Raw genomic sequence first — 22,522 nt, forward strand, 5'->3', positions numbered from 1 at the left:
CTCGCCCCGTGACCGTCTTCATCGACCCACCCGCCTGGCCCGCGCACGGGACTCTGTTCTCCCACCTGGTCTCGGACGGGTCGCTGCAGGAGCTCCGCCTCTTCGCACGCGCGGCCGGCGTGCCGGACCGCGCGTTCGACCTGGACCACTACGACGTCCCCGCATCGCGGTATGACGCACTCGTCGCCGCCGGCGCAGTGCCCGTCGAGGGCGGCGACCTCGCCCGGCGGCTGGCGACCTCCGGCCTGCGGGTCTCGGGTGCCGAACGAAACCGCGCCAAGCGGGGAGCGCTCCTGATCCGCTGGGCCGACCTGTGGGCCGACCCGGGCCTGGCGTACCAGGCCGGCGAGGACCTGGTGGACCGCTGGCGCGAGCCGCACCGGGTCTACCACTCGACGCTGCACCTTGCGACGGCCCTGGACGCGCTGGACTCGATAGCCCCCGCCAGCGGGCTCTCCGAGCGTGCCCTCTGGCGCGCGCGCCTGGCCGTGTGGTTCCACGACGCGGTGCACGACGGCGTCGCGCGGCAGGACGAGGAGCGGTCGGCGGCGCTGGTCGCCGAGCTGCTCGGCCCGCTCGCCGGGTCCGGGGTCGCGACCGACGACGTCGACGAGGTCGCACGCCTGGTCATGGTCACGGCAGAACACGACCCCGCGCCGGACGACGTCGTGGGTGGCCTGGTCAGCGACGCCGACCTCGCGGTGCTCGGCGCCAGCCCCGCCGGCTACGCGCGGTACACGCACCAGGTCCGCGCGGAGTACTGCGACGTTCCCGAGACGCTGTTCCGCGCAGGCCGGTCGCAGGTGCTCCGCACGCTCCTCGACGGCGGCCCGCTGTTCCGCACCGCCCCCGGCGTCGCCCGCTGGCAGGCCGCGGCCGAGGCGAACCTCCGCGACGAGCTGACGGCCCTGGCAGCGTGAAGGGCGGCCGCGTGGTCGGCAGGGCGTCAGGTGGTCGGCAGTCCGAGCTGCCGATCTTGTGACGGGTTGCCGATCACGCCCCTGCCTGGACGCAGTAGCGTTCTCCGCGTGACTCCCCTCAAGGCCGCCGCCGTCGTCGCGGGTGTGCTCGCCGTCGCCTTCGTGGTTCCCGTCGCCGTCGTGCAGGGCACCGGGCACGTCCGGGTGCGGCACGACCCGGGCGAGATCGAGAAGACGGACGCCGTCATCGTGCTCGGCGCCGGGCTCCGCGCCGACGGGACGCCGTCGACCTACCTGCGTCGTCGCGTCGAGGGTGGCGCCGAGCTCTACCGTGCGGGCATCGCGCCCACGGTGATCCTGAGCGGCGACGCGCACGACAACGCCGACGGCACCCGGTACGACGAGCCCGGCTCGATGCGGGCCTGGCTCCTGGACAACGACCTCGGCGTCCCCGACGACGCGATAGTGCTGGACCGCGAGGGTTTCAACACCACCGCCACGTGCCGGCGCGCCCACGACCTGTTCGACGTGCGCACCGCCGTCGTCGTCACCCAGGACTACCACCTGCGCCGCACGCTCTACTCCTGCGTAGAGGCCGGGCTGGACGCCGTCGGGGTGGGCGTGAGCGCCGAGAGCGTCCGGCCGGCGCAGTGGGCCTGGTGGCACGTGCGGGAGCTGCCCGCGAGCTGGAAGGCGGCGGTCCGCTCCCTGGCCCGCCGTCGGCCCGCTGACCTGTCAGACCCCCACCGATGTGTCAGACGCTCAGGTCACTCGGGTGACCTGTAGGTCTGACACGTCGCGGAGCGTCTGACCGGTCACTTCTTCTTCGGCGTGACCCAGAGGTGGATGGTGCCCTCGACCACCACGGTCCCGTCGGCGAGGACGCCCCGGACGCGCACCGGCAGGTCCCGGTCGTCGCCGTCCCAGTGCGCCTGCTCGGTCTCGGCGACGCACCTGACGTCGCCCGTCGACTTCGCGAGGTAGGACACCTCCATGCCCTTCGGCAGCCAGCGCTTGTCGTCGGGCACCGTGGCCTCGGCGAGCGAGCCCATCGCCATCTCGAGCCCGTTGCAGACCGCGATGGCGTGCACGGTGCCGATGTGGTTGCGGTTACGCCACCGGTTGGGCACCACTACCTCGCCGTAGTTCGGGCGCATGTCGATGACCCGCGGGGCGAAGCTGCCGAAGTACGGCGCCTTGAAGGAGTAGACCAGGGAGAAGATCCGCTTGCCCAACAGCCCGCCGATGACCGGCAGTGCGTTGGCGGACTTCCAGAAGGCATGGAGCTGCGTCGTCATGCGCGCGAGCGTACCGGGCGCGGTGACGGCCGTTCACCTCACGGCATGCGCAGCCTGCGCATCGCGTCCAGGGCAGTGGTCAGCACCCGGCTGGGAGTATCGCCGCCCAGGCCGTACAGGTTGTCGAGAGTGGCTCCGAACCGGGCACCTCGCGAGGTCACGACGGTCTGCTGGCGCGTGAGGCCGTCGATCGACGCCGTCCCGTGCCTGGCGCCCAGGCCGGAGGCCTTCCAGCCGCCGAGCGGCGCGGAGACCGAGCCCCAGGTCATCGTGTAGCCGTCGTTGATCGCCACCGAGCCCGCCTCGACCCGCGCGGCGACGCGGCGCGCCCGGCCGACGTCCCGGGACCAGATCGCGGAGTGCAGGCCGTACTCGGTGTCGTTCATGACGGCGATGGCTTCCTCGTCGCAGTCGACGCGCGAGATCGTCACGACCGGCCCGAAGGTCTCCTCGCGGGCGACCACTGCCTGCGCCGGCACGTCGTCGAGCACCGTCGGCGCATAGAAGTACGGGCCGACGTCGGCGCGGTGCACGCCGCCCGCGAGCACCCGGGCGCCCCGTGCGAGCGCGTCGTCGACGTGCGCCGTCACCTTGTCGAGCTGCGCGGCGGACGTGAGCGAGCCGACCTCTGCCGAGTAGTCGAGCGCCGGGCTGAGCCGCAGGTTCCGCACGGCCCGCACGAACTTCGCGACGAACTCCTCGGCGACGGCGGTGTGGACCACCAGGCGCTCGACGGACACGCACAGCTGGCCGGAGTTCGAGAAGCAGGCCCGCACGATGCCCGGGACGGCCGCGTCGACGTCGACGTCGTCGGTCACGTAGAGCGCGTTCTTGCCGCCCAGCTCGAGCGTTGCGCCGATGAGGCGCTCGCCCGCTCGCGCGGCAACCTTGCGGCCGGTGGCGGTGGAGCCGGTGAAGGCTATGTGGTCCACGTTCGCGATCAGCGCCTCGCCCACCTCGGGGCCGCCGGCGACCACCTGGAAGAGGCCCGCCGGCAGGCCTGCGTCGTCCAGGGCCTCCGCCGCCCACAGCGCGGTCAGCGTGGTCTGCGGGTCCGGCTTGAGCACCACCGCGTTGCCGGCCAGGAGCGCGGGCAGCGCCTCCGAGAGCGCGAGCACCAGCGGGTAGTTCCACGGCGAGATCGCGCCGACCACGCCGACGGGCCTGCGGTGCACCTGCGCGCCGACGAGCACCGGAACCATGCCCCGGACCTTGCGGGACGCGAGGTAGCGCGCGCCGCGGACGGCGTAGTGCCTGGCGACCTGCGCGATGTCCGCGATCTCCTCGAAGGCGGCGCGGCGCGACTTGCCGGTCTCGAGCTGGATCAGGTCGAGCGCCTCGGACTGCCGCTCCAGGACGATCCGGCCGAGCCGCTGGAGGACCCCGGCCCGGTCGCGCACCGGCATGCGGGCCCAACTTCGCTGCGCCACACGCGCCCGGACGACGCACGCGGCGACGTCCTCGGCGGAGGAGACCGGGAACGTCACGAGCGGAGCGCCCGTGAAAGGGCACATGGACCGGTGCGTACCCGATCCCTCGGAGGTTGCGATCCGAGCCACGAGCGGGGCCATGACCCCGGGCTCGAGGACAAAAGTCCCCTGCGGGTGCTCTGGGTCGAGCACGCCGCCGACCGCACCACTAGCCGCTGCGTCGGCTGCTGCGTCGTCGATCATGGCGCCCACCCTACGCACAAAACCCTGCACCATGTATTGATGGGTGTGTGAAACTAACTTTCACAGGGGGGTCGTCATAGCGCGTTCACCTCGCACGACGCACTCTCAGCCGGACTCGACCCAGCGCCCCAGAACAGTACATTCCTGGTCGGTGTAGCCCATCCGACCGTAGAAATCGAGCACGTCCGTGTTGGTGGTCCGCACCATGAGCTGGATCTTGCGTGCGCCGCGCGCGACCAGCCAGGCCTCGGCGGCGACCACCGCTGCCCGGCCCAGGCCCGTGCTCCGCAGCTCCGGCGCGACCGCCACGTAGTAGAGCCAGCCGCGGTGCCCGTCGTGGCCGGCCATCGCCGTGGCGGCCACCCTGCCGTCGGCCCGCGCGACCAGGACCGTCGACCCGCCGCCCGCACGAGCGTCGGCGATGTCGACGTACGGGTCGTTCCACGGCCGGGTCAGCCCGCACGTCTTCCACAGCTCGACCACCTGGTCGACGTCGGCGTCGGTGATCTCGACGAACTCGCCGTCGGCAGCGGGTGCCGCGGCGAGGACGGGCGCGAGCGGCTCGCCGTCGGGGAGCGTGCTCACCGCGGCTGGTACGGCGACACGACGACCTCGACCCGCTGGAACTCCTTGAGGTCGGAGTAGCCGGTGGTGGCCATGGCGCGGCGGAGGGCGCCGACGAGGTTCAGGGTGCCGTCGGCCTGCTTGCCCGGCCCGAAGAGGATCTCCTCGAGCGTGCCCACCGAGCCGACCTCGACCCGCTCGCCGCGCGGGAGCTGCGGGTGGTGCGCCTCGGGGCCCCAGTGGAAGCCCTGGCCCGGCGCCTCCGCGGCGCGCGCGAGCGCGGCACCGAGCATGACGGCGTCCGCGCCGCAGGCCACCGCCTTGACGACGTCGCCGGAGTGACCCACTCCGCCGTCGGCGATGACGTGCACGTACCGGCCACCGGACTCGTCGAGGTAGTCGCGGCGCGCCGCCGCGACGTCGGCCACGGAGGTGGCCATGGGCGCGTGAATGCCGAGGCTGACGCGCGTGGTGTGCGCGGCGCCGCCGCCGAACCCGACGAGCACGCCCGCCGCACCGGTACGCATGAGGTGCAGCGCCGCGGTATAGGTGGAGGCCCCGCCGACGACGACCGGCACGTCCAGCTCGTAGATGAACCGCTTGAGGTTGAGCGGCTCGGCGTTGCCGGAGACGTGCTCCGCCGAGACCGTGGTCCCGCGGATGATGAACAGGTCGACACCCGCGTCGACCACCGTCTTGTAGAACTCCTGCGTGCGCTGCGGGGTGAGCGCACCCGCCACCGTCACGCCGGCCGCCCGGATCTCCTTGAGACGCTGGGTGATGAGCTCGGGCTTGATCGGCTCCGAGTAGATCGCCTGCATGCGCCGCGTCGCCTCGTCACCGGGCAGCGCCGCGATCTCGGCGAGCAGCGGCTCGGGCGACTCGTAGCGCGTCCACAACCCCTCGAGGTCCAGCACGCCGAGGCCACCGAACCGGCCCAGTGCGACGGCGCTGCTCGGGCTCATCACGGAGTCCATCGGGGCCGCGACGATCGGGAGGTCGAAGTGGTAGGCGTCGATCTGCCAGCCGACCGAGACGTCCTTCGGGTCCCTGGTGCGCCGGGAAGGCACCACCGCGATGTCGTCGAAGGAATAGGCGCGCCGCCCACGCTTGCCGCGTCCGATCTCGATCTCGTTGCTCACCCGCCAAGCCTACCCATCGCACCGGACACGGCGCGCAGGTTCCGGTGATGTGCGGCCGTGGGGCGAGCCACAGTGCCGGACCAGAGTGTCAGTGACCGGTGGCAAGGTTCTCCATGGACGCACCGGACGACCGGGCAGAGCTGGATGACACGGCCCGGAAACCCCGGACGAGCAGGGAGGACACCATGAACGAGAGCTGGATCAAGAGGCCGCTGCTGGGCTTCGACACGGAGACCACAGGGATCGACGTCGCAGGCGACCGGATCGTCACGGCAGCTCTCGTGCTGCGCTCGCCCGGAGTGGGCACCGAGGTCCGCACCTGGCTGATGGATCCGGGCGTGGAGATTCCCGAGGAGGCCGCGGCGATCCACGGCATCTCCACCGAGCACGCCCGGGCCTACGGCGTCCAGCCGAGGGAGGCGCTGGAGGAGATAGCGGCCGAGCTCGCCACCCACCTGGCCGACGGCGTGCCCGTTGTCGCCTACAACGCTGCCTTCGACCTCTCGCTGCTCGACTCGGAGCTGCTGCGGCACGGGCTCAAGACCCTCCCCCAGCGGCTGGGCCGCCCGGTGGAGCCGGTGATCGACCCGCTCGTCATCGACCGCTGGCTGGACCGGTACCGCCCGGGCAAACGTCGCCTCGGGGACCTGACGCAGTGGTACGGCATCACCTCCGACGGCGACCTGCACACCGCCGAGGTGGACGTGCTCGCCACGCTCGACGTGCTGGAGGCGCTGGCCCGCCGGTTCCCGCAGCTGGAGCGCATGCCCCTGACCGACCTGCATCAGCAGCAGATCGGCGCGCACCGCCAGTGGGCGGTGAGCTTCAACGAGTGGCGCCGCGAGCAGGGCCTCGTCGGCCCTGGCGCGTCCGGTGTCTGGCCCGTGCAGTACTCGGCCGGCTTCTGACCCGGCACCCGGCGTAGCGGCCACGCCCCGGGCGTCCCGGGGCGTGGCCTGGCTCAGCGGGAGTACACGGCGTCGACCTCGACCTCGACGAGCCACCCGTCCACCGGGAGGTTCTCGACCTCCAGGGCGAAGCGCGACGGGCGAGCCCTGTTGACGACCATCGGCTCGGTGGTCGCCGACCCGAGCTGCACGTCCAGTACCTCGCCCGTGGCCAGGTTGGTGTTGGCGAAGAACTGCCGGTAGGCCCGGTTCCACCCGGCGAAGTCCATCTCCTCCTCGCCCTCGGGGTTCTGCAGGAACACGCGCATGGAGACGACGTCGTCGTAGGACAGGCCGGCACGCTCCAGGTTCGTGCCGATGCGGGCGAGGGCGTTGATGCCCTGGGCCTCGGTGAGGGTCACGCCGTCGGGCAGCTCGGCGCCCGGGAACACGTCGGTCGGGATGTAGCGCTCCTCGGCGGACGCTCCGGGTGCGGTGTTGCTCGCCGCCGGGCCGAGGCCCGAGGACTTGTACCAGGAGACGTTCTTGCCGATCGCCACGCCGTCGGCGATGAGCGGGGTGTCTCCGGTGACGAAGGAGTGGGCGCGGTAGGGGTCCGGCCGGAAGACGTGCCCGGCGGCGAACGCGGTGCTGGGGACCGCTACGGCGGCGGTGACGACGACGACGGCGATGAGCTTCGTGCGGTTCTTCATGGTGCTCCTCCAGCTGGCCGGCCGGGCGCCTGACGGAGCCCAGGTGCGGGGGCCCGGCGATCGACACCGGGTGGCGCGTGACGCTAGCGACGGGGCGTTTCCGCGGGATGAACGTCGCGGGTCGTCTCTGGAACGGCCGCGCGCTCGATGCTCAGGCCCTCCTGGGAAAACGCTGGATTGTTCGGAAGTACCGAAACAACATGGTTACTGCGGGCAATTGCATAGAAACGGTGCAGACCCGTCAATGTGACGTGCTCTCCATAACGTCCGAAGCGGTGCTGACGGTGGCGTCCGGACTCCAGACCGGGTTCCGCGGCCGTCAGACCTTTCGAACGAGAGGTAGGCACAGTGGTCATTGAGAAGAGCGCCTCTGACGTATCCCGCCGCAACTTCCTCCAGGCGGTCGGCGCGGGCTCGAGCGCCGGTGTCATGTTCGCGACCATGGGCGCGATGGGCCTGGCCCCCACCGCGGCCGCCCAGCCGAGGGCAGAGGCGTGGGTCCCCCCGCGAGGCAGCGACTTCTCGCTGACCGGCCGCTCCACGAAGAAGGTGGTGGTCGTCGGAGCGGGCCCCGCAGGCCTCGCGACGGCCTACGAGCTGCAGAAGGCCGGCTACCGCGTGACGGTGCTCGAGGCCCGCCACCGGCCCGGCGGGCGAACTCTCACGATCCGCGGCGGGGACTCCGAGACCGACCTCGACGGCGTCAGGCAGACCGCGAGGTTCGCCGACGGCATCTACATGAACGCCGGCGCTGCCCGCATCGCCCAGTGGATGGTCACCATGGACTACATCCGCGAGCTCGGGGTGCCGTACGAGGTCTTCACGAACGCGAACGCCGACGCCTACGTGTACAACGAGAGGTCGGGTGCGACGCCGGGTAACCCGGTCCGCTACCGCACCGCGAAGGCGGACGTCTTCGGCTACACCTCGGAGCTGCTGCACCACGCCACCGACCAGGGCGCCCTCGACCAGAAGCTGACGGAACAGGACAAGGAGAACCTGCGCTCCTTCCTGCGCAGCTGGGGCTCGCTCGGGCCCGACGGTACCTATGCCGGTGGAAGCAACCGCGGCTACGAGACCTATCCGTCGGCATGGAACGAGCACGGCACGCCGCTGCCCGGACCCGGCACGGTCTCCGAGGTACTGGCCTCCAAGGTGGGCCAGTACTTCCCGTTCGAGATCAACTGGGAGCAGTCGATGCTCATGTTCCAGCCGAAGGGCGGCATGGACACGACCTACCAGTACCTGGTGCGGGCCATCGGCACGCAGAACGTCCACTTCAGCTCACCGGTCACGGGTGTGGAGAACACCAGCCGCGGGGTCAGGGTCACGTACAAGCCCGGGAACGGCAGGGACCGGCAGATCGAGGCGGACTTCGCGGTCGTCGCAGCACCCGCCGGCATCATGCGGCGGTGGGACACCAACTGGGGACCGGAGGTCGACGCGGCGCTCGGCGAGTTCGCCGTGGGCTCTCCGGCCGGCAAGATCGGCCTGCAGTACCGGTCACGGTTCTGGGAGGACGACCACCGGATCTTCGGCGGGATCACCGAGACCGACATGGACCTCGCGCACCTGTGGTACCCGTCCTACGGGTACGGCGAGCGGAAAGGGCTGATCGTCGGGTACTACAACACGGGCGCCAACGCCCGCGCGTACGCCGACATGGCGCCGCGGCAGCGAGAGCTGCGCGCCGTCGAGCAGGGTGTGAAGATCCACGGGGAGAAGTACCGCACCGAGCTGGACAGCTCCTTCTCCATCGCCTGGCACAAGGTCCCCCACATCGAGGGCGCCTGGGCCTTCCCGAACACCACTTCCGCGGGCTTCAAGCTGCTGCAGCGGGGCGCGGGCAACGTGTACTTCGCGGGCGACTGGATGTCGGAGATCTCCGCATGGCAGCACGGCGCCTTCTGGTCGGCGCGCTACGCGGTCCAGACCCTGCACGAACGCGTCATGTCGACCTGAGCCGTCCGAGTTCCGCGAAGTAGAGCGCCTGTCCGCGTTTCCCCGGCGAAACTCGGGAAACTCGGACAGGCGCTCTACCTCGCGGATCCGGACGGGTCAGAAGCCGCTGTAGTTGGGGGACTCCACCGTCATCTGCACGTCGTGCGGGTGGCTCTCCTTGAGCGACGCCGACGTGATGCGGATGAACTTGCCCTCGGCCTGCAGCTCCGGGACGGTGCGCGAGCCGGTGTAGAACATCGTCTGGTGCAGGCCGCCGATGAGCTGGTGGGCCACGGTGGACAGCGGACCCTTGTAGGCGACCTGGCCCTCGATCCCCTCGGGCACGATCTTGTCGTCGCTCGTGACCTCGGCCTGGAAGTACCGGTCCTTGGAGTAGGACTTCTTGCCGCGCGAGGACATGGCACCCATCGAGCCCATGCCGCGGTACGTCTTGAACTGCTTGCCGTTCACGAGCACCAGGTCGCCCGGCGTCTCCTCGCAGCCCGCGAACAGCGAACCCAGCATCACGGTGTCGGCGCCGGCCACGATGGCCTTGCCGATCTCGCCGGAGTGCTTGAGACCGCCGTCGGCGATGACCGGGACGCCCGCCGGCTTGCAGGCCAGCGACGCCTCGTAGACCGCGGTGATCTGCGGTACGCCCACGCCGGTCACGACGCGGGTGGTGCAGATGGAGCCCGGCCCGACGCCGACCTTCACCGCGTCGGCCCCGGCGTCGACGAACGCCTGGGCGCCCTGGCGGGTCGCGACGTTGCCGCCGATCACCTGGACGTCCTTGGTGGCGGGGTCCGTCTTGAGGCGCTTGACCATGTCGATCAGCATGCGGACGTTGCCGTGCGCGGTGTCCGCGACGAGCACGTCGACGCCGGCCTCGATGAGCGCGGTCGCGCGCTGCCACGCGTCGCCGAAGTAGCCGATCGCCGCGCCCACCATGAGGCGGCCCTGGCCGTCCTTGGACGAGTGGGGGAACTGCTCGGACTTCACGAAGTCCTTGACGGTGATGAGGCCGGTGATGCGGCCGTCGGGGTCGATCAGCGGGAGCCGCTCCAGCTTGTGCTTGCGCAGCAGCAGCGTGGCGTCGTCACGCGAGATACCGGCGGGGCCGGTGATCAGCGGCTGCGGCGTCATCACCTCGTCGACCTTGGTCGTGGCCCACTCGGCGACGGGCGTGAAGCGCAGGTCCCGGTTGGTGACCATGCCGATGAGCTTGTTCTCGAGGTCGACCACCGGGAAGCCGGAGATCCGGAACTGGCCCGCGAGGGTGTCGAGCTCCTCGAGCGTGGCGTCCGGCCCGATCGTGACCGGGTTCGTGATGATGCCCGTCTGCGTCCGCTTCACGAGGTCGACCTGCTGGGCCTGGTCCTCGATGGAGAGGTTGCGGTGCAGGACACCGAGGCCACCCTGGCGAGCCATGGCGATGGCCATCGCCGACTCGGTGACCGTGTCCATCGCAGCGGACAGCAGCGGAATCTTGAGCGAGATCTCGCGCGTCAGGCGAGACGTCGTGTCGATGTCCGACGGCGCCAGGTCGGAGTAACCCGGCAGCAGCAGGACGTCGTCATAGGTGAGCCCGAGGAACCCGAACGGGTCGGCCGGCGAGGTCTGGTCCGTCATGCAGCAAGTCTACGGCCGGTGCGGCCACGGATCCTGGTCGGGCGGTAGTACCGGCCCGAGGCGTGCGTCACCTCGCCTTGATGACCGCCAGCACCTCGTGCAACAGGCCGGTGAACGAGCGCACACGCTGCACCGTCGGACCGAACGGCAGGTCGGTCGCCGCGGCGTCGGCCCGCAGGCCCACGAAGATCGGCAGGTCCGGATGGCTCTCGTTCACCGCGTGCACGACGTCGAGGTCGGGCTTGTTCTGCGTGGTCGCCAGGACGACCGCCGTCGGCCGGACCATCGTCACCAGCTCGACCGAACGGTGGGTGCTCGCGGGGCCCGTGACGATCCGCGCCATCGCACCCTGCGCGGCCAGCGCCGCGGCGAGCGCGTGCGCGGACAGCGGTACCACCTCGTCCGGTGCCGCGAACACGAGCACGATCTTGCGCATGCGGCTCGGGTGGTTGGCCGGCGGACCGCCCGCCTCGACCATCGCCCGCTCGAACTCCTCGGTGTAGTGGCGCAGCGCCCGCAGCGCGGCGGTCGCGAGCACCACCTCGGGCATCTCGCCGGGACCGGCGAGCACCGTGCGCTCGGACAGGCGCAGCCACGCCGGCTCGACCAGGTCGGTCCACCACGTCGCCGGGTCCCCGTCGGGGCCCAGCAGGAGCAGGTTGTCGCAGGCGGTCCTGCTGTAGGCGAGCGCGGCATCGACCAGGGCGGAGACCCGGCCCGACGTCGGCGCAGCGGCCGAGGCGGACCGCGGTCCGGCCACGGCCGGGGCGTCCCCACCCGTGGCGCCGCCGGGGAGCGCCCGCAGGCGCGCCCTGCCGCGCGGTTCTTCCTTCGGCTCATCGGTCGGCAGCGGAGTCGGCTCCTCGCGGCCGTCCGCACCGGGCTCGGGTGCCTGGAGGGTTCCGACGAACGTCTCCGCGAACTCCTCCGGCTCCGCGTCGTCCAGGTCGCTCTCCACCTGCACGGCAGGCAGCGCGGGCGCCGACCGGGTGGCGACCTCGAGCTCCGCGTCCCCTGCCTCGACAGCGGCCCGCGCGGCATCCACCGGCGCGACGCCCTCGAGCGTCAGACGGCGCATCACCAGCAGGCGAGCGACGTCGTCCGGGGTATAGCGGCGGTGCGATCCAGCGGTCCGGCCCGAGGGGCCGAGCCCGTACCGGCGGTCCCACGTACGGAGGGTGGCTGGCGCCACCCCGAGACGTCTGGCCACTGCGGCGACGGCCAGTCCGGGGCTGGATGCACGTGACCCGCCCGAGCTCTCGGCAGGCCGCGAAGATGTCATGGACTCGATTCTGCCGACCTGGACCTCTCCGCGCCACTGCGAAACCCGGCGTGCCGCCGATCTCGGTGGAATCCGGTTCAGATCGACGCAAAACCGGTCAGCCCTGGCGCGCTTGCCGTGACCCGATTCGAGTCGCCCGTCCAGAAATTGCCCCTTGAACAACTTCTGCACAACTTGTAGGTTGTTCGGCATGACGGAGATCTCGAGGCTTCCCGGTCCGGTAATGGAACTGTGGGAATGGCAGTACACGGGAGCGTGCCGTGACGCGGACGACACCCTGTTCTTCCACCCCGAGGGCGAGCGTGGGTCGACACGCCGCAGGCGCGCCGAGGCCGCCAAGGCGATCTGCCGCTCCTGCCCCGTGATGATGCAGTGCCGCGAGCAGTCGCTCCGCGTGCGCGAGCCGTACGGCGTGTGGGGTGGGCTCAGCGAGGACGAGCGCTCGGCCATCCTCGCCGGCAAGTCCGTCTCTGCCTGATCCAGGCTTGGCCTGATCCAGGCCTGGCCTGATCCTGCCTCCGCCTCATCCATCCTCCGCCTGATCCAGGCAAGGCAAGGGCCCCGCACCTCTCGGTGCGGGGCCCTCGTCGTCTACCTAGGGTGAGCTGGAGTCAGCTCACGACCACGGCGAGGATGTCGCGGGCGGAGAGCACCAGGTACTCCTCACCCGCGTACTTGACCTCGGTGCCGCCGTACTTGGAGTAGATCACCTTGTCACCGACGGCGACGTCCAGCGGCACACGGTTGCCGTTGTCGTCGATGCGGCCCTGGCCAACGGCCAGAACCTCGCCCTCCTGGGGCTTCTCCTTGGCGGTGTCCGGGATGACCAGGCCGGAAGCGGTCGTGGTCTCGGCTTCGAGAGCCTTGACGACGATCCGGTCCTCGAGCGGCTTGATGGGGACCGACACGTCGGACCTCCTCTTTCGTGAGCGGATCGAGAGATCAGCTGCGTGATGGGCGTAAGTGGCTCGAACGTTCGACCGTCCGCCGTCGTCGCGGGTGCCGGCGGGCACGAACGTCTGGGTTCTCCCCCGCAGGCCCGTGGACCGGGTTCCCGCAGCGGTGAACAACCCCAAATCTAGGTCGGCGCTAGCACTCGGTCAAGGCGAGTGCCAATCGGGTGGAGTGGCTCACACTCTGCGGGGCCGACGCGCCGCCGCGACACCGGAATCTCGCCATCTCCACGAAAAGGTTCCGTCGCGCCGCTCGTCACGACCAGGACAAACGTGGAAAGATCTTCCCATGGATGCGGCGATTCTGAGCAAATTGCTCAGCCCCGACGGCTGGGCCTTGCTTGGCGCCCTCCCGCCCTACGACGAGCGACAGGCGATGAAGACCGTGACCGCGCTGCGGGCCAAGGGCGTCGCGCCGGATCTCGCGGCCGCTGTGGTCACCCAGTCCAGGCTCCGCACGCGGGCCCGGGCCAAGTTCGGTGACTTCGCCGACGGGATGCTCTTCACCGCGGACGGCCTGGAGCAGGCGACACGGCTCCTCGTCGCCGCTCTGCATGCCCGGCGGTACCTCGACGCCGGCGTCTCCGTCCTCGCCGACCTCACCTGCGGCATCGGCGCCGACTCGCTCGCCTTCGCGGGGACCGGCCTGCGGGTGGTCGCCACCGATCTGGACGAGTGCACGGCAGCGATCGCACAGTGGAACCTGCGCCACTTCCCCGAGGCGGACGTGCGGCACGCCGACGGGCTCCGGCTCGACCTCCGTGCCGAGGGCATCGAGGGCGTCTACGCCGACCCGGCCCGCCGGGTGAGCGGCGGCTCGGGCGCACGGAGCAGGCGAGTCTTCGACCCGCGGGCCTACGAGCCCCCGCTCGACTCCGTCTGGGCGCTGCGCGAGACGGTGCCCGCCGTGGGCATCAAGGTGGGCCCGGGCATCCCGCACGACGGCCTGCCCGACGACGCCGAGACCCAGTGGGTCTCCGTCAACGGCGACGTGGTCGAGGCAGGCCTCTGGTTCGGGCCGCTCGCCCTCGACGGCCCCGGGCGGTCGGCGCTCGTGCTGCGCACCTTCACCGACGACGACGGCAAGGAGCACACGCTGAGCCGCACGGTCCGGGGCGACGACGACGCGCCCGACGTCGGCGGCGTCGGACAGTATCTGTACGAGCCCGACGGGGCGGTCATCCGCGCCGGTCTTGTCGGCCAGGCGGCCGCCGAGCTGGGCGGACGCCTCGTCGACCCGACCATCGCATACGTCACCACGGACAGCCTCGCCGAGCTGCCGTCGGGCCGGCCCGCCGACTCGGTAGGGGCGCCGGCACCGATAGCCACCGGCTACCGGGTGCTCGACACCATGCCGTTCGGCCTGAAACGGCTCAAGGCGTACCTGCGTGACCGCAACGTCGGACGCATCACGATCAAGAAGCGCGGCACCGCGGTGGTACCTGAACAACTTCGCAAGCAGCTCGTGCTCACCGGGACCGAGGAGGCGACGATCGTGCTCACACGCGTGGCAGGCAATCAACAGGTACTTGTCGTCGAACCACTGGGACCCGTATGAGCTCGCCGGCCCGGCTCGGATTCGGCGAGTCCCCCCGCTCCACCGTGGGCCTCGAATGGGAGATCGGGCTGATCCGGTCCGACACGGCCGACCTCTCCCAGTCCGGCCCGGAGGTGCTCGAGGCCCTCGCGCGCGCCGCCGTCGAACCGCCGGACGGCTCGGCGAGCTATGTCCCGCACGTGGCCGGCGAGTTCATGAAGAACACCATCGAGCTGGTGACCGGCGTCTGCCGCACCGTCTCGGACGCGGGGTCGGACCTCGACCGCCTCCTCGACCGGGTGCGGACGGTGACCGACCCGCTCGGCCTCGACCTGATGGGCGGCGGGACGCACCCGTTCGCGCGCGCCGCGGACCAGGAGGTCGGTGAGAAGGAGCGCTACTCCCGGATCATGGAGCGCACCGGGGTCTGGGGCGCGCAGCTGATCATCTGGGGGCTGCACGTCCACGTCGGGGTCGAGCACCGGGACAAGGCGCTGCCGCTGATGCGCGCGATGCTCACCTATTTCCCGCACCTGCAGGCGCTCTCGGCCGGGTCGCCGTACTGGGCCGGCCAGCACACCGGCTACGCGTCCAACAGGTCGCTGCTGTTCCAGCAGATTCCCAGCTCAGGCCTGCCGGTCCCGTTCGAGACCTGGCAGGAGCTGGAGGCGTACGCGGGCGACATGCTGCACGTCGGCGCGGTCGAGGCGTTCAACGAGGTCCACTGGGACGTGCGGCCCTCGCCGATGTTCGGCACGCTCGAGGTGCGGGTCTGCGACGGCCCGACCAACCTGTCGGAGGCCCTCACGCTCGCGGCGCTGGTGCACTGCCTGGTGGAGCACCTGTCCACCCAGCTGGACCAGGGCAGGACCCTGCCGGTGCTGCCACCCTGGTACGTGCAGGAGAACAAGTTCCGCTCGGCCCGCTACGGCCTCGGCGCCACGGTGATCCTCGATGCCGACGGCAACCAGGGGCCGATAGTCGACGCGATCGGCAAGCTGCTCGTCGAGCTGGAGCCTGTCGCGCACCGGCTCGGCTGTACGGCGGAGCTGGCGGGCGTCCGGGACATCGTCCGCGTCGGGGCGTCGTACCAGCGCCAGCAGGCGGTGGCCGCTGCGCACGACGGCGACCTGGTGCCGGTCGTGCGCTCGATGGTGGACGAGATGCGAGCGGGCCACCCGCTCTGACACCGGGTGCCGAAGTAGAGCGCCTGTCCGGCTCAACCCCGTGAGACGGGGCCCGGGCCGGACAGGCGCTCTACTTCGGCAACCCGGTGTCAGACGACCTGTGCGACGTCGTCGAAGTTCAGGCGCGGAGCGCGCGGCCGGGTCGTGTCGGCGCCGTCCGCCGAGCTGACGTTGACGACGAGGAAGCTCTTCCAGCCGTTCTCGGCGAAGAACTCGGCGTCGATCCCGTCGTAGTTCCCGTGCATCGGGCCGGCAGCCAGGCCGGCGGCTCGCAAGCCGACGATGAGGTACCCGGCCTGGAGCAGGGCGCTCGTGCGTGCCGCCTCGGCACGTGCCTCGGCGTCACCCGCGAACATCTCGCGCGCGCCCGGGATGTGCGGGACCAGCACGTCGAGGCGCTCGTGGAAGTCGGGGTCGGACGCGAGGACGAGGGTGACCGGCGCCTTCGCGATGCGCTCCTGGTTGCCCTCGGGGGCGTTGGCGACGAGGCGCTGCCGGGCCTCCGGCGTGCGGACGACGAGCACGCGCAGCGGGCTCGTGTTCATCATCGTCGGACCCCACTTGATGAGGTCGTACACGGCGGCGAGCTGCTCGTCGGTCACCTCGGACTCGGCGAAGGTCGTCACGGTGCGCGCCGTGCGGAACAGTCGGTCGGCGGTCGCGTCGTCGATGGCGAGGCTCGAAGCCTCGAGAGTCTCGGTCATGCCCGTGTCAACAAGGTTGCCCCCGGCGATAGTTCCAACTTCAACTATGAAGCGGGACACACGCCCGGGCAGCACACCGCTGTGCGACCGCGACCAATTAGGCTGGACCCCATGGCAGAACCCCTGGTGCTCGGCATCGAGACCTCCTGCGACGAGACCGGTGTCGCGCTGGTCCGCGGCAACGAGCTGCTGGTCGACGCCGTCGCCAGCTCGATGGAGGAGCACGCCCGCTACGGCGGCATCATCCCCGAGGTCGCCAGCCGTGCCCACCTCGAGGCGATGATCCCCACCATCCAGCGGGCGATCGGCGAGGCGGACATCGACCTGTCCGAGGTCGACGCGATCGCCGTGACCGCGGGCCCCGGGCTCGTGGGGCCGCTCACCATCGGCGCATCCGCCGCGAAGGCCCTCGCGATCGGGCTCAACAAGCCGCTCTACGGCGTGAACCACGTCATCGGGCACGCGTGCGTGGACCAGCTCGTCGACGGGCCCCTGCCCGAGCGGGCGATGGCGCTCGTGGTGAGCGGTGGCCACAGCTCGCTGCTCATGGTGAACGACATCGCCACCGACGTCACGGAGCTCGGCTCCACCCTGGACGACGCGGCGGGCGAGGCCTTCGACAAGGTCGGCCGGCTGCTGGGCCTGCCCTACCCCGGCGGCCCGCACATCGACCGGCTCGCACGCGAGGGCGACCCCGCCGCGATCCGCTTCCCCCGCGGCCTCACCGCCGCGAAGGACCAGGCCAAGCACGCCTACGACTTCTCGTTCTCCGGCCTCAAGACGGCGGTCGCCCGCTGGGTGGAGGCCCGTACCGACGCCGGTCAGCCCATCCCGGTGCACGACGTCGCCGCGTCGTTCGCCGAGGCTGTCGCCGACGTCCTGGCCGCCAAGACCATCGCCGCCTGCCACAAGCACGACGTGGACACGCTGGTGATCGGCGGCGGGTTCTCGGCCAACAGCCAGCTGCGTGAGATGGCGGCCAAGCGCTGCGCCGAGGCGGGAATCGACCTGCGCATCCCGCCGATCCGGTACTGCACCGACAACGGCGCGATGATCGCGGCGCTCGGCTCCGCCGTCGTGGCCGCCGGGGTCGCCCCGAGCAGCCTGGACATCCCCGTGGACTCGTCGATGCCGCTCACCACCATCACCGTCTGACCGCGAGGCCTGCCCCTGGCTCTACGCTGCCTCCCGTGACCGCGAGAACGCTGGAGAAGCTCGAACCCGTCCCCGTCATCGAGACGGCGCGCCGCCTGCGCGACCGCATCGGCGCACGGTTCCCCGACCGGGGCATCCACCGCGTCGCGCAGGAGCTCGTATCCCTGACCGAGCAGGTGGCGGACACCTCCGCGGGGTCCCGCCGACGCAGCCGCCTCGTCCGTGCCGTGTCGCACGCGGTCATCGGCATAGTGGTGCTCGTCGCGCTGGTCGCTTTCGGCTTCGCGATCGAGTCCGCGTTCACCGACGCCCCGGACAACGGCCTCGACTGGCTCCCGCTCATCGAGAGCGCGGTGAACGACATAGTGTTCGTCGCCATCGCCGTCGTGCTGCTGTACTCGTTCCCGGAACGCGTCCAGCGAGCCGACCTCCTGGCCAAGCTGCACCGGCTGCGCTCCCTGGCGCACATCATCGACATGCACCAGCTCACCAAGGAGCCGGAGAGCCTCCGGGACGCCTTCGCGGGCGGGACCGACGGCGGCGACGTCGGCCTCACGTCCGAGCAGATCGAGTACTACCTGGAGTACTGCACCGAGCTCCTGTCCATGGTGAGCAAGGCCGCTGCGCTGTGCGCCGAGGAGTCCCAGGACGACATAGTGCTGAACACCGTGTCGACCATCGAGACGCTGACCATGGGCATGTCACGCAAGGTGTGGCAGAAGATCACGGTGCTCAGCGAGGAGCGCACGGCGTCGTAAGGCGTGAGGCCCCGGCCGGCTAGGCGCCCGTCGCGACCTCCCGCGCCGGATCGTTCGACCACTGGGACCAGGAGCCCGGGTACAGCGCGGCGTCCACGCCGGCCACGGCGAGCGCGGCCACCTGGTGCGACGCCGTGACACCGGAGCCGCAGTAGACACCGACCCCGCCGCTGGTCGCGCCCGTCGAGACCCCCAGCTCCCCGAACCGCCGCTTCAGCTCCGCCGTCGACAGGAAACGCCCGTCCGCGCGCAGGTTCTCGGTGGTCGGTGCGCTGGCCGCGCCGGGAATGTGCCCCGCCTGCGGGTCCACGGGCTCCACCTCGCCGCGGTAGCGTTCGGCGGCACGTGCGTCCAGGAGCACGCCCTCGCCGTCGGCCAGTGCGGCTGCCTCGTCCGCGTCGACGACGGGCATCCCGCCCGGTCGTACGACGACGTCACCCGGCTCGGCAGTCACCTCGCCCGGTTCGAGGGCGAACCCCTCGGCGTTCCAGGCGGCGAGCCCGCCGTCCAGGATGCGTACGCCCGCGACGCCGAAGTAACGCAGGAGCCACCAGGCCCGGGCGGCCGACGTGCCGCCGACGGAGTCGTAGACGACGACGCGCGAGTCCGCCGAGACACCCCAGCTGCGCGCGGCCTGCTGGAACGCCGAGGCCGAGGGCAACGGGTGCCGCCCGGCAGCGGACGACGCGGGTGCGGCGAGCTCCGTCTCCAGGTCCACGTAGACCGCGCCCGGGATGTGGCCGGCGCGGTACTGGTCGTGACCGTCGGTCATCCCGAGCGCCCACCGGACGTCGAGCACGACAGGACTGCCCTCCACCGGGTCGGTTCCCCCGCCGATCTGCAGGTCTGCGGCCAGGCTCGCGGCGTCGACCAGAACTCGTTCCCTCATGCGGTGATACTCCTCGTCGTCGACTGCTGGTTCGTCGAGAACGGGGTTACGTTCCTTTCCGGATACCCGCAGGAACACAACCCCGTTCTCAGCGCGGTGGGTGTCAGGCGGCGTCGCCCGGGGCATCCACGGGCGCGTCCGCCGGGGCGTCCGCGGGGGCGTCCGCGGGGACCGCCAGGTCCAGGCGCATCGTGTAGGCGTCCATGTCCTCTGGCTGGTAGTAGCGCTTGCGCACGCCGAGGATCTCGAACCCGAAGTCCCGGTACATCTCGATCGCCGGCGCGTTGTCGACCCGTACCTCCAGCAGCACCGCCTCGGCCTTGACCTTGCGGGAGCGCTCGATCAGCGCGGTCAGGAGCTGCCGACCGACCCCGTGCCGCTGCACGGCCGGGTCGACGCCGATGGTCATGACCTGCGTGACGTCGCCGTCGAACCACAGGCCCGCGTAGCCGACGACGGGCTGGTCCCCCGCGCGGTCGAGCCGCTCCGGCTCCGCCACGATGTACCAGCGACCGAGGCCGGCGAGCTCGTCGGCGAGCATCCCGTAGGTCCAGGCACCCCGGCCGAAGAGCTGGCGCTCCAGCTCCAGGACCCGGTCGAAGTCGGCGTTGCGCAGCGGCCGCAGCCGCACCTCGGTGATCATGCGACGCCCCCGGCGGAAGCCGCGGTCGAGCCCGTGGTCGAGCCCGAACCGGCAGTCGAGCCCGTCGCGACCCGCGCCGGCTCGTGCACGTCCGGACGCCGGAGGTACAGCGGCTCCGACGGCTGCTCCTCGCCCGCCGCACGGCGCACGAGCGCCAGCCGGGCCAGGACCGTCGCGTCGGGGACGAGCGGGGCGTCGTCGGCGACGGGCAGGAACTCGGGGTAGAGCATCGCCCCCTCGCCGACCACGACGGGCAGCTGCCCGTCCGCCGACTCGGGTGCGGCGAGCTGCGCCTGCGCGACGAAGCCCGCCCGGTCGACGTCCGGGCCGGCCAGGCGCTCCACCACCGGGACCCCGTGCGGACCCTCGTGCGAGATCACGCGGTACCGGGCCCAGTAGACCTCCTTGCGGCGCGCGTCGGAGGTCGCGAGGATCTCCGTGCCCGGCCGCAGCCCGAGGTCGCTGACGGCCTGCACGGCGAGGGCGTCGAGGCTGGGCACGCCCAGCACGGGGACGCCGATGGTCAGCGCGAGCGTGCGCGCGGTGACCAGCCCGACCCGCAGCCCGGTAAAGGGGGCGGGTCCCGTACCCGCGACGACGGCGGTCAGACCGCTGGGCTCGACCCCCGCCTCGGCGAGGACCTCCTCGATCAGGGGCGCGAGCGACTCGGCGTGCCGCCGCCGCTCGTCCGAGGTGCGGGACGCGAGGCGCGCGCCGTCCTCGTCAACGAGGGAGACGGCGACGGCTGCTGAGGTATCGAGAGCAAGAACGGCCACATGACCAGGGTACCGACCCGGCCGCGTCAGCTCAGCAGGGCGCCCAGGTCGATACCGGCCCAGCGCTGCCCGACAGCGCGGATCGTCACCTTCCGCGTCCCCGCCTCCGGGTCCTCCTCCGCGGTCACGCCGGGATCGAACGACGGCGCAGCACCGCGCGGGCGCTCCAGGTCGATCTCCAGCCGGTCGTCCGCGAGCGCCTCGGCCAGGCCGCGTCCCCACTCCACGACCGTCACGGAGTCCCCGAGGGACGAGTCGAGGTCGAGCGCGTCGAGCTCGCTCAGCCCGCCGAGCCGGTAGGCGTCGACGTGCACCAGGCCGGGGCCGCGCGTCCCGTCCTCCCGCGGCAGCGGCGGGTGCTCGCGCGCCACGATGAACGTGGGCGAGGCGACCTGGCCGCGTACGTGCAGGGTGGCGCCGATGCCCTGGGTGAGGGTGGTCTTTCCGGCGCCGAGGTCGCCCGTGAGGATCACCAGGTCCCCCGCGCGGAGCTGCCTGGCGAGGGCCGCGCCCAGTGCCCGCGTCGAGTCGGCGTCGGGTAGCTCCAGCGTCACCGCCTCCGACGTCGTGATGTCGCTCTGTCCTCCTGTTGCCCCGCTCACGCGGTCTCCCTTCCTGCGGTACCCGCGTACACGCGGGGCACACGCGCCCCGAGGCGCGTGACGATCTCGTAGCTGATGGTGCCGGCTGCCTGCGCCCAGTCCTCGGCGTTCGGTGCGCCGGCGCGGGCGAGCCCGTCCGAGGCTCCGAACAGGGTGACCACGTCCCCTGCCTGTTCGGGTGCGTAGGGGCCGAGGTCGAGGAGCACCTGGTCCATGCACACCCGGCCGGCGATCCGCAGCACGCGGGCGGTGCCGAGCCCGGTGTCGGGTGCCGCGACGTCGTCGACGCCGCCGCCCACGAGGACCGGGCCGCCGGGGCCGAGCGAGCCGCCCGAGGCGTGCCGGGGGATCCCGTCGCCGTACCCGAGCGGGACGACGCCGAGCACCGTGTCCTGCGTGGTGGTGTAGAAGTGGCCGTACGAGACGCCGTGGCCCGACGGCACGCGTTTGACCGTGGCGAGCCGGGCCTCGAGCGTCATCGCCGGGCGCAGGCCGTAGTCGCCGGGCGCGCCGAGGTGCGGCACGGGCGACAGCCCGTAGACGGCGATCCCCGCGCGTACCAGGTCGTAGTGGGCGGACGGGTTCGTGAGGGTCGCCGCGGAGTTGGCGATGTGCCGCACCTCGATGGGCATCCCGGCCGCCTCGGCGGTCCTCATCGCGTCCTCGAAGGCGTGGGTCTGCATCTTCACCGACGGGTGGTCGGGCTCGTCCGCGAGCGCGAAGTGTGACATCAGCCCGACGATCGCGAGCGACCCCTCGGCCTGCAGCGCCGCTGCGCGGTCGAGCACTGCCGGCAGATCCTCCGGCATGATCCCGTTGCGGCCCAGCCCGGTGTCGACCTTGAGGTGCACGCGGACGGTCCGGCCGGCGGCGCGGGCGCCGTCGGCCACCTCGTCCAGTGCCCAGGCGGCGGCGACGGCGATGTCGACGTCGTTCCTGATCAGGTCGGCGAACGGGGCGCCGGGTGCGTAGAGCCAGGTGAGGATCCGGGCCTCGGGTCCGACGACGGCGCGGACCGCCAGCGCCTCCGCGGCGTGTGCCGTGCCGAGCCAGGTGGCACCGCCCGCGAGCGCGGCGCGGGCCGCCGGCGCGAGGCCGTGCCCGTACGCGTCCGCCTTGACGACCGCCATGACCTGCGCGGTCGGGGCGGTCGTCCGCAGGGTGCGCACGTTGTCGCGGATCGCGTCGAGATCGACGACGGCGCGCGCGGGGTGGTCGGGGCCGGTGCTCATCCAGAAGATTCTTGCACCTGTCAGACGCCCCCGG

The 22,522-nt window shown here is 71.6% G+C and carries 23 protein-coding genes; 9 read left to right on the forward strand and 14 right to left on the reverse strand.

Annotated elements, in window-relative coordinates:
- Positions 1–8: 8 nt before the first annotated feature.
- Together ACFO6V_RS11425 and ACFO6V_RS11430 are read left to right on the forward strand one after the other, a co-directional pair.
- A complete protein-coding gene (locus ACFO6V_RS11425; RefSeq protein WP_377135406.1) occupies positions 9–920 on the forward strand; it encodes a DUF4031 domain-containing protein in 912 nt (303 codons plus the stop codon).
- 108 nt (positions 921–1,028) lie between these two features.
- Entirely contained in the window at positions 1,029–1,706 is a 678-nt protein-coding gene (locus ACFO6V_RS11430) for a SanA/YdcF family protein (RefSeq protein ID WP_377135408.1), read from the forward strand.
- 29 nt (positions 1,707–1,735) lie between these two features.
- On the opposite strand, the gene ACFO6V_RS11435 is transcribed toward ACFO6V_RS11430, so the two are convergent.
- From ACFO6V_RS11435 to ACFO6V_RS11450, 4 genes are all read right to left on the reverse strand, one after another.
- On the reverse strand, positions 1,736–2,218 hold the full coding sequence (locus tag ACFO6V_RS11435) for a hotdog fold domain-containing protein (protein WP_377135410.1): 483 nt from the start codon (positions 2,216–2,218) through the stop codon (positions 1,736–1,738).
- Between the two features lie 38 nt (positions 2,219–2,256).
- Complete coding sequence (locus ACFO6V_RS11440) at positions 2,257–3,891, reverse strand: succinic semialdehyde dehydrogenase (protein ID WP_377135412.1); 1,635 nt, start codon at positions 3,889–3,891, stop codon at positions 2,257–2,259.
- Positions 3,892–3,996: 105 nt separating this feature from the next.
- Positions 3,997–4,476, reverse strand: a complete 480-nt coding sequence (locus ACFO6V_RS11445) for a GNAT family acetyltransferase (protein WP_377135414.1) — start codon at positions 4,474–4,476, stop codon at positions 3,997–3,999.
- On the reverse strand, positions 4,473–5,597 hold the full coding sequence (locus ACFO6V_RS11450) for a GuaB3 family IMP dehydrogenase-related protein (protein WP_116673649.1): 1,125 nt from the start codon (positions 5,595–5,597) through the stop codon (positions 4,473–4,475). Before ACFO6V_RS11450 ends, ACFO6V_RS11445 begins: the two co-directional genes overlap by 4 nt.
- 185 nt (positions 5,598–5,782) lie before the next feature.
- Here ACFO6V_RS11450 and ACFO6V_RS11455 point away from each other — a divergent pair, with 185 nt between their 5' ends.
- Complete coding sequence (locus ACFO6V_RS11455; RefSeq protein WP_377135417.1) at positions 5,783–6,505, forward strand: exonuclease domain-containing protein; 723 nt, start codon at positions 5,783–5,785, stop codon at positions 6,503–6,505.
- Between the two features lie 53 nt (positions 6,506–6,558).
- Here the strand turns inward: ACFO6V_RS11455 and ACFO6V_RS11460 are convergent, their stop codons facing one another.
- Positions 6,559–7,197, reverse strand: a complete 639-nt coding sequence (locus ACFO6V_RS11460) for a Rid family hydrolase (RefSeq protein WP_377135419.1) — start codon at positions 7,195–7,197, stop codon at positions 6,559–6,561.
- Between the two features lie 348 nt (positions 7,198–7,545).
- Here ACFO6V_RS11460 and ACFO6V_RS11465 point away from each other — a divergent pair, with 348 nt between their 5' ends.
- Entirely contained in the window at positions 7,546–9,159 is a 1,614-nt protein-coding gene (locus ACFO6V_RS11465; protein WP_377135421.1) for a flavin monoamine oxidase family protein, read from the forward strand.
- A 96-nt stretch (positions 9,160–9,255) separates the two neighbouring features.
- On the opposite strand, the gene guaB is transcribed toward ACFO6V_RS11465, so the two are convergent.
- Together guaB and ACFO6V_RS11475 are read right to left on the reverse strand one after the other, a co-directional pair.
- Positions 9,256–10,770, reverse strand: coding sequence for an IMP dehydrogenase (guaB, locus tag ACFO6V_RS11470; RefSeq protein ID WP_377135423.1), 1,515 nt, complete (start codon positions 10,768–10,770; stop codon positions 9,256–9,258).
- Between the two features lie 67 nt (positions 10,771–10,837).
- Positions 10,838–12,052, reverse strand: coding sequence for a MerR family transcriptional regulator (locus tag ACFO6V_RS11475; RefSeq protein ID WP_377135425.1), 1,215 nt, complete (start codon positions 12,050–12,052; stop codon positions 10,838–10,840).
- Between the two features lie 190 nt (positions 12,053–12,242).
- Between ACFO6V_RS11475 and ACFO6V_RS11480 the strand changes: the two genes are divergently transcribed.
- A complete protein-coding gene (locus tag ACFO6V_RS11480; RefSeq protein ID WP_116673643.1) occupies positions 12,243–12,530 on the forward strand; it encodes a WhiB family transcriptional regulator in 288 nt (95 codons plus the stop codon).
- Positions 12,531–12,663: 133 nt separating this feature from the next.
- On the opposite strand, the gene groES is transcribed toward ACFO6V_RS11480, so the two are convergent.
- Complete coding sequence (groES, locus tag ACFO6V_RS11485; RefSeq protein ID WP_116673642.1) at positions 12,664–12,960, reverse strand: co-chaperone GroES; 297 nt, start codon at positions 12,958–12,960, stop codon at positions 12,664–12,666.
- A gap of 334 nt (positions 12,961–13,294) precedes the next feature.
- On the opposite strand from groES, the gene ACFO6V_RS11490 reads away from it, so the two are divergent.
- Both ACFO6V_RS11490 and ACFO6V_RS11495 read left to right on the forward strand, forming a co-directional pair.
- Positions 13,295–14,563, forward strand: coding sequence for a class I SAM-dependent methyltransferase (locus tag ACFO6V_RS11490; protein WP_377135429.1), 1,269 nt, complete (start codon positions 13,295–13,297; stop codon positions 14,561–14,563).
- Positions 14,560–15,729 carry a glutamate--cysteine ligase gene (locus ACFO6V_RS11495; protein WP_377135431.1) on the forward strand — a complete coding sequence of 390 codons (1,170 nt, stop codon included), beginning with the start codon at positions 14,560–14,562 and terminating at the stop codon, positions 15,727–15,729. The genes ACFO6V_RS11490 and ACFO6V_RS11495 overlap by 4 nt, the downstream gene beginning before the upstream one ends.
- Before the next feature lie 89 nt (positions 15,730–15,818).
- Here ACFO6V_RS11495 and ACFO6V_RS11500 read toward each other — a convergent pair whose 3' ends face one another.
- Positions 15,819–16,433, reverse strand: coding sequence for a malonic semialdehyde reductase (locus ACFO6V_RS11500; protein WP_377135433.1), 615 nt, complete (start codon positions 16,431–16,433; stop codon positions 15,819–15,821).
- Between the two features lie 111 nt (positions 16,434–16,544).
- On the opposite strand from ACFO6V_RS11500, the gene tsaD reads away from it, so the two are divergent.
- Both tsaD and ACFO6V_RS11510 read left to right on the forward strand, forming a co-directional pair.
- Entirely contained in the window at positions 16,545–17,588 is a 1,044-nt protein-coding gene (gene tsaD / locus ACFO6V_RS11505; protein WP_377135435.1) for a tRNA (adenosine(37)-N6)-threonylcarbamoyltransferase complex transferase subunit TsaD, read from the forward strand.
- 35 nt (positions 17,589–17,623) lie between these two features.
- Positions 17,624–18,346, forward strand: coding sequence for a hypothetical protein (locus tag ACFO6V_RS11510; RefSeq protein WP_377135437.1), 723 nt, complete (start codon positions 17,624–17,626; stop codon positions 18,344–18,346).
- A gap of 19 nt (positions 18,347–18,365) precedes the next feature.
- Here the strand turns inward: ACFO6V_RS11510 and ACFO6V_RS11515 are convergent, their stop codons facing one another.
- The 5 genes from ACFO6V_RS11515 to alr all read right to left on the reverse strand — a co-directional run bounded on the left by ACFO6V_RS11515 (position 18,366) and on the right by alr (position 22,488).
- Positions 18,366–19,235 (reverse strand): sulfurtransferase, encoded by an 870-nt coding sequence (locus ACFO6V_RS11515; RefSeq protein ID WP_377135439.1) that lies wholly within the window; start codon positions 19,233–19,235, stop codon positions 18,366–18,368.
- 103 nt (positions 19,236–19,338) lie between these two features.
- Positions 19,339–19,878 (reverse strand): ribosomal protein S18-alanine N-acetyltransferase, encoded by a 540-nt coding sequence (gene rimI / locus ACFO6V_RS11520; RefSeq protein WP_377135441.1) that lies wholly within the window; start codon positions 19,876–19,878, stop codon positions 19,339–19,341.
- Positions 19,875–20,654: a tRNA (adenosine(37)-N6)-threonylcarbamoyltransferase complex dimerization subunit type 1 TsaB gene (gene tsaB, locus ACFO6V_RS11525; RefSeq protein WP_377135443.1), complete on the reverse strand. Its 780-nt coding sequence runs from the start codon at positions 20,652–20,654 to the stop codon at positions 19,875–19,877. Before tsaB ends, rimI begins: the two co-directional genes overlap by 4 nt.
- Positions 20,655–20,680: 26 nt before the next feature.
- Positions 20,681–21,256, reverse strand: a complete 576-nt coding sequence (gene tsaE, locus ACFO6V_RS11530) for a tRNA (adenosine(37)-N6)-threonylcarbamoyltransferase complex ATPase subunit type 1 TsaE (RefSeq protein WP_377135445.1) — start codon at positions 21,254–21,256, stop codon at positions 20,681–20,683.
- A complete protein-coding gene (gene alr, locus ACFO6V_RS11535) occupies positions 21,253–22,488 on the reverse strand; it encodes an alanine racemase (protein WP_377135447.1) in 1,236 nt (411 codons plus the stop codon). The genes tsaE and alr overlap by 4 nt, the downstream gene beginning before the upstream one ends.
- Between the last annotated feature and the right edge of the window lie 34 nt (positions 22,489–22,522).

This window comes from Promicromonospora alba (assembly GCF_042654905.1).
Classification (GTDB): domain Bacteria; phylum Actinomycetota; class Actinomycetes; order Actinomycetales; family Cellulomonadaceae; genus Promicromonospora; species Promicromonospora alba.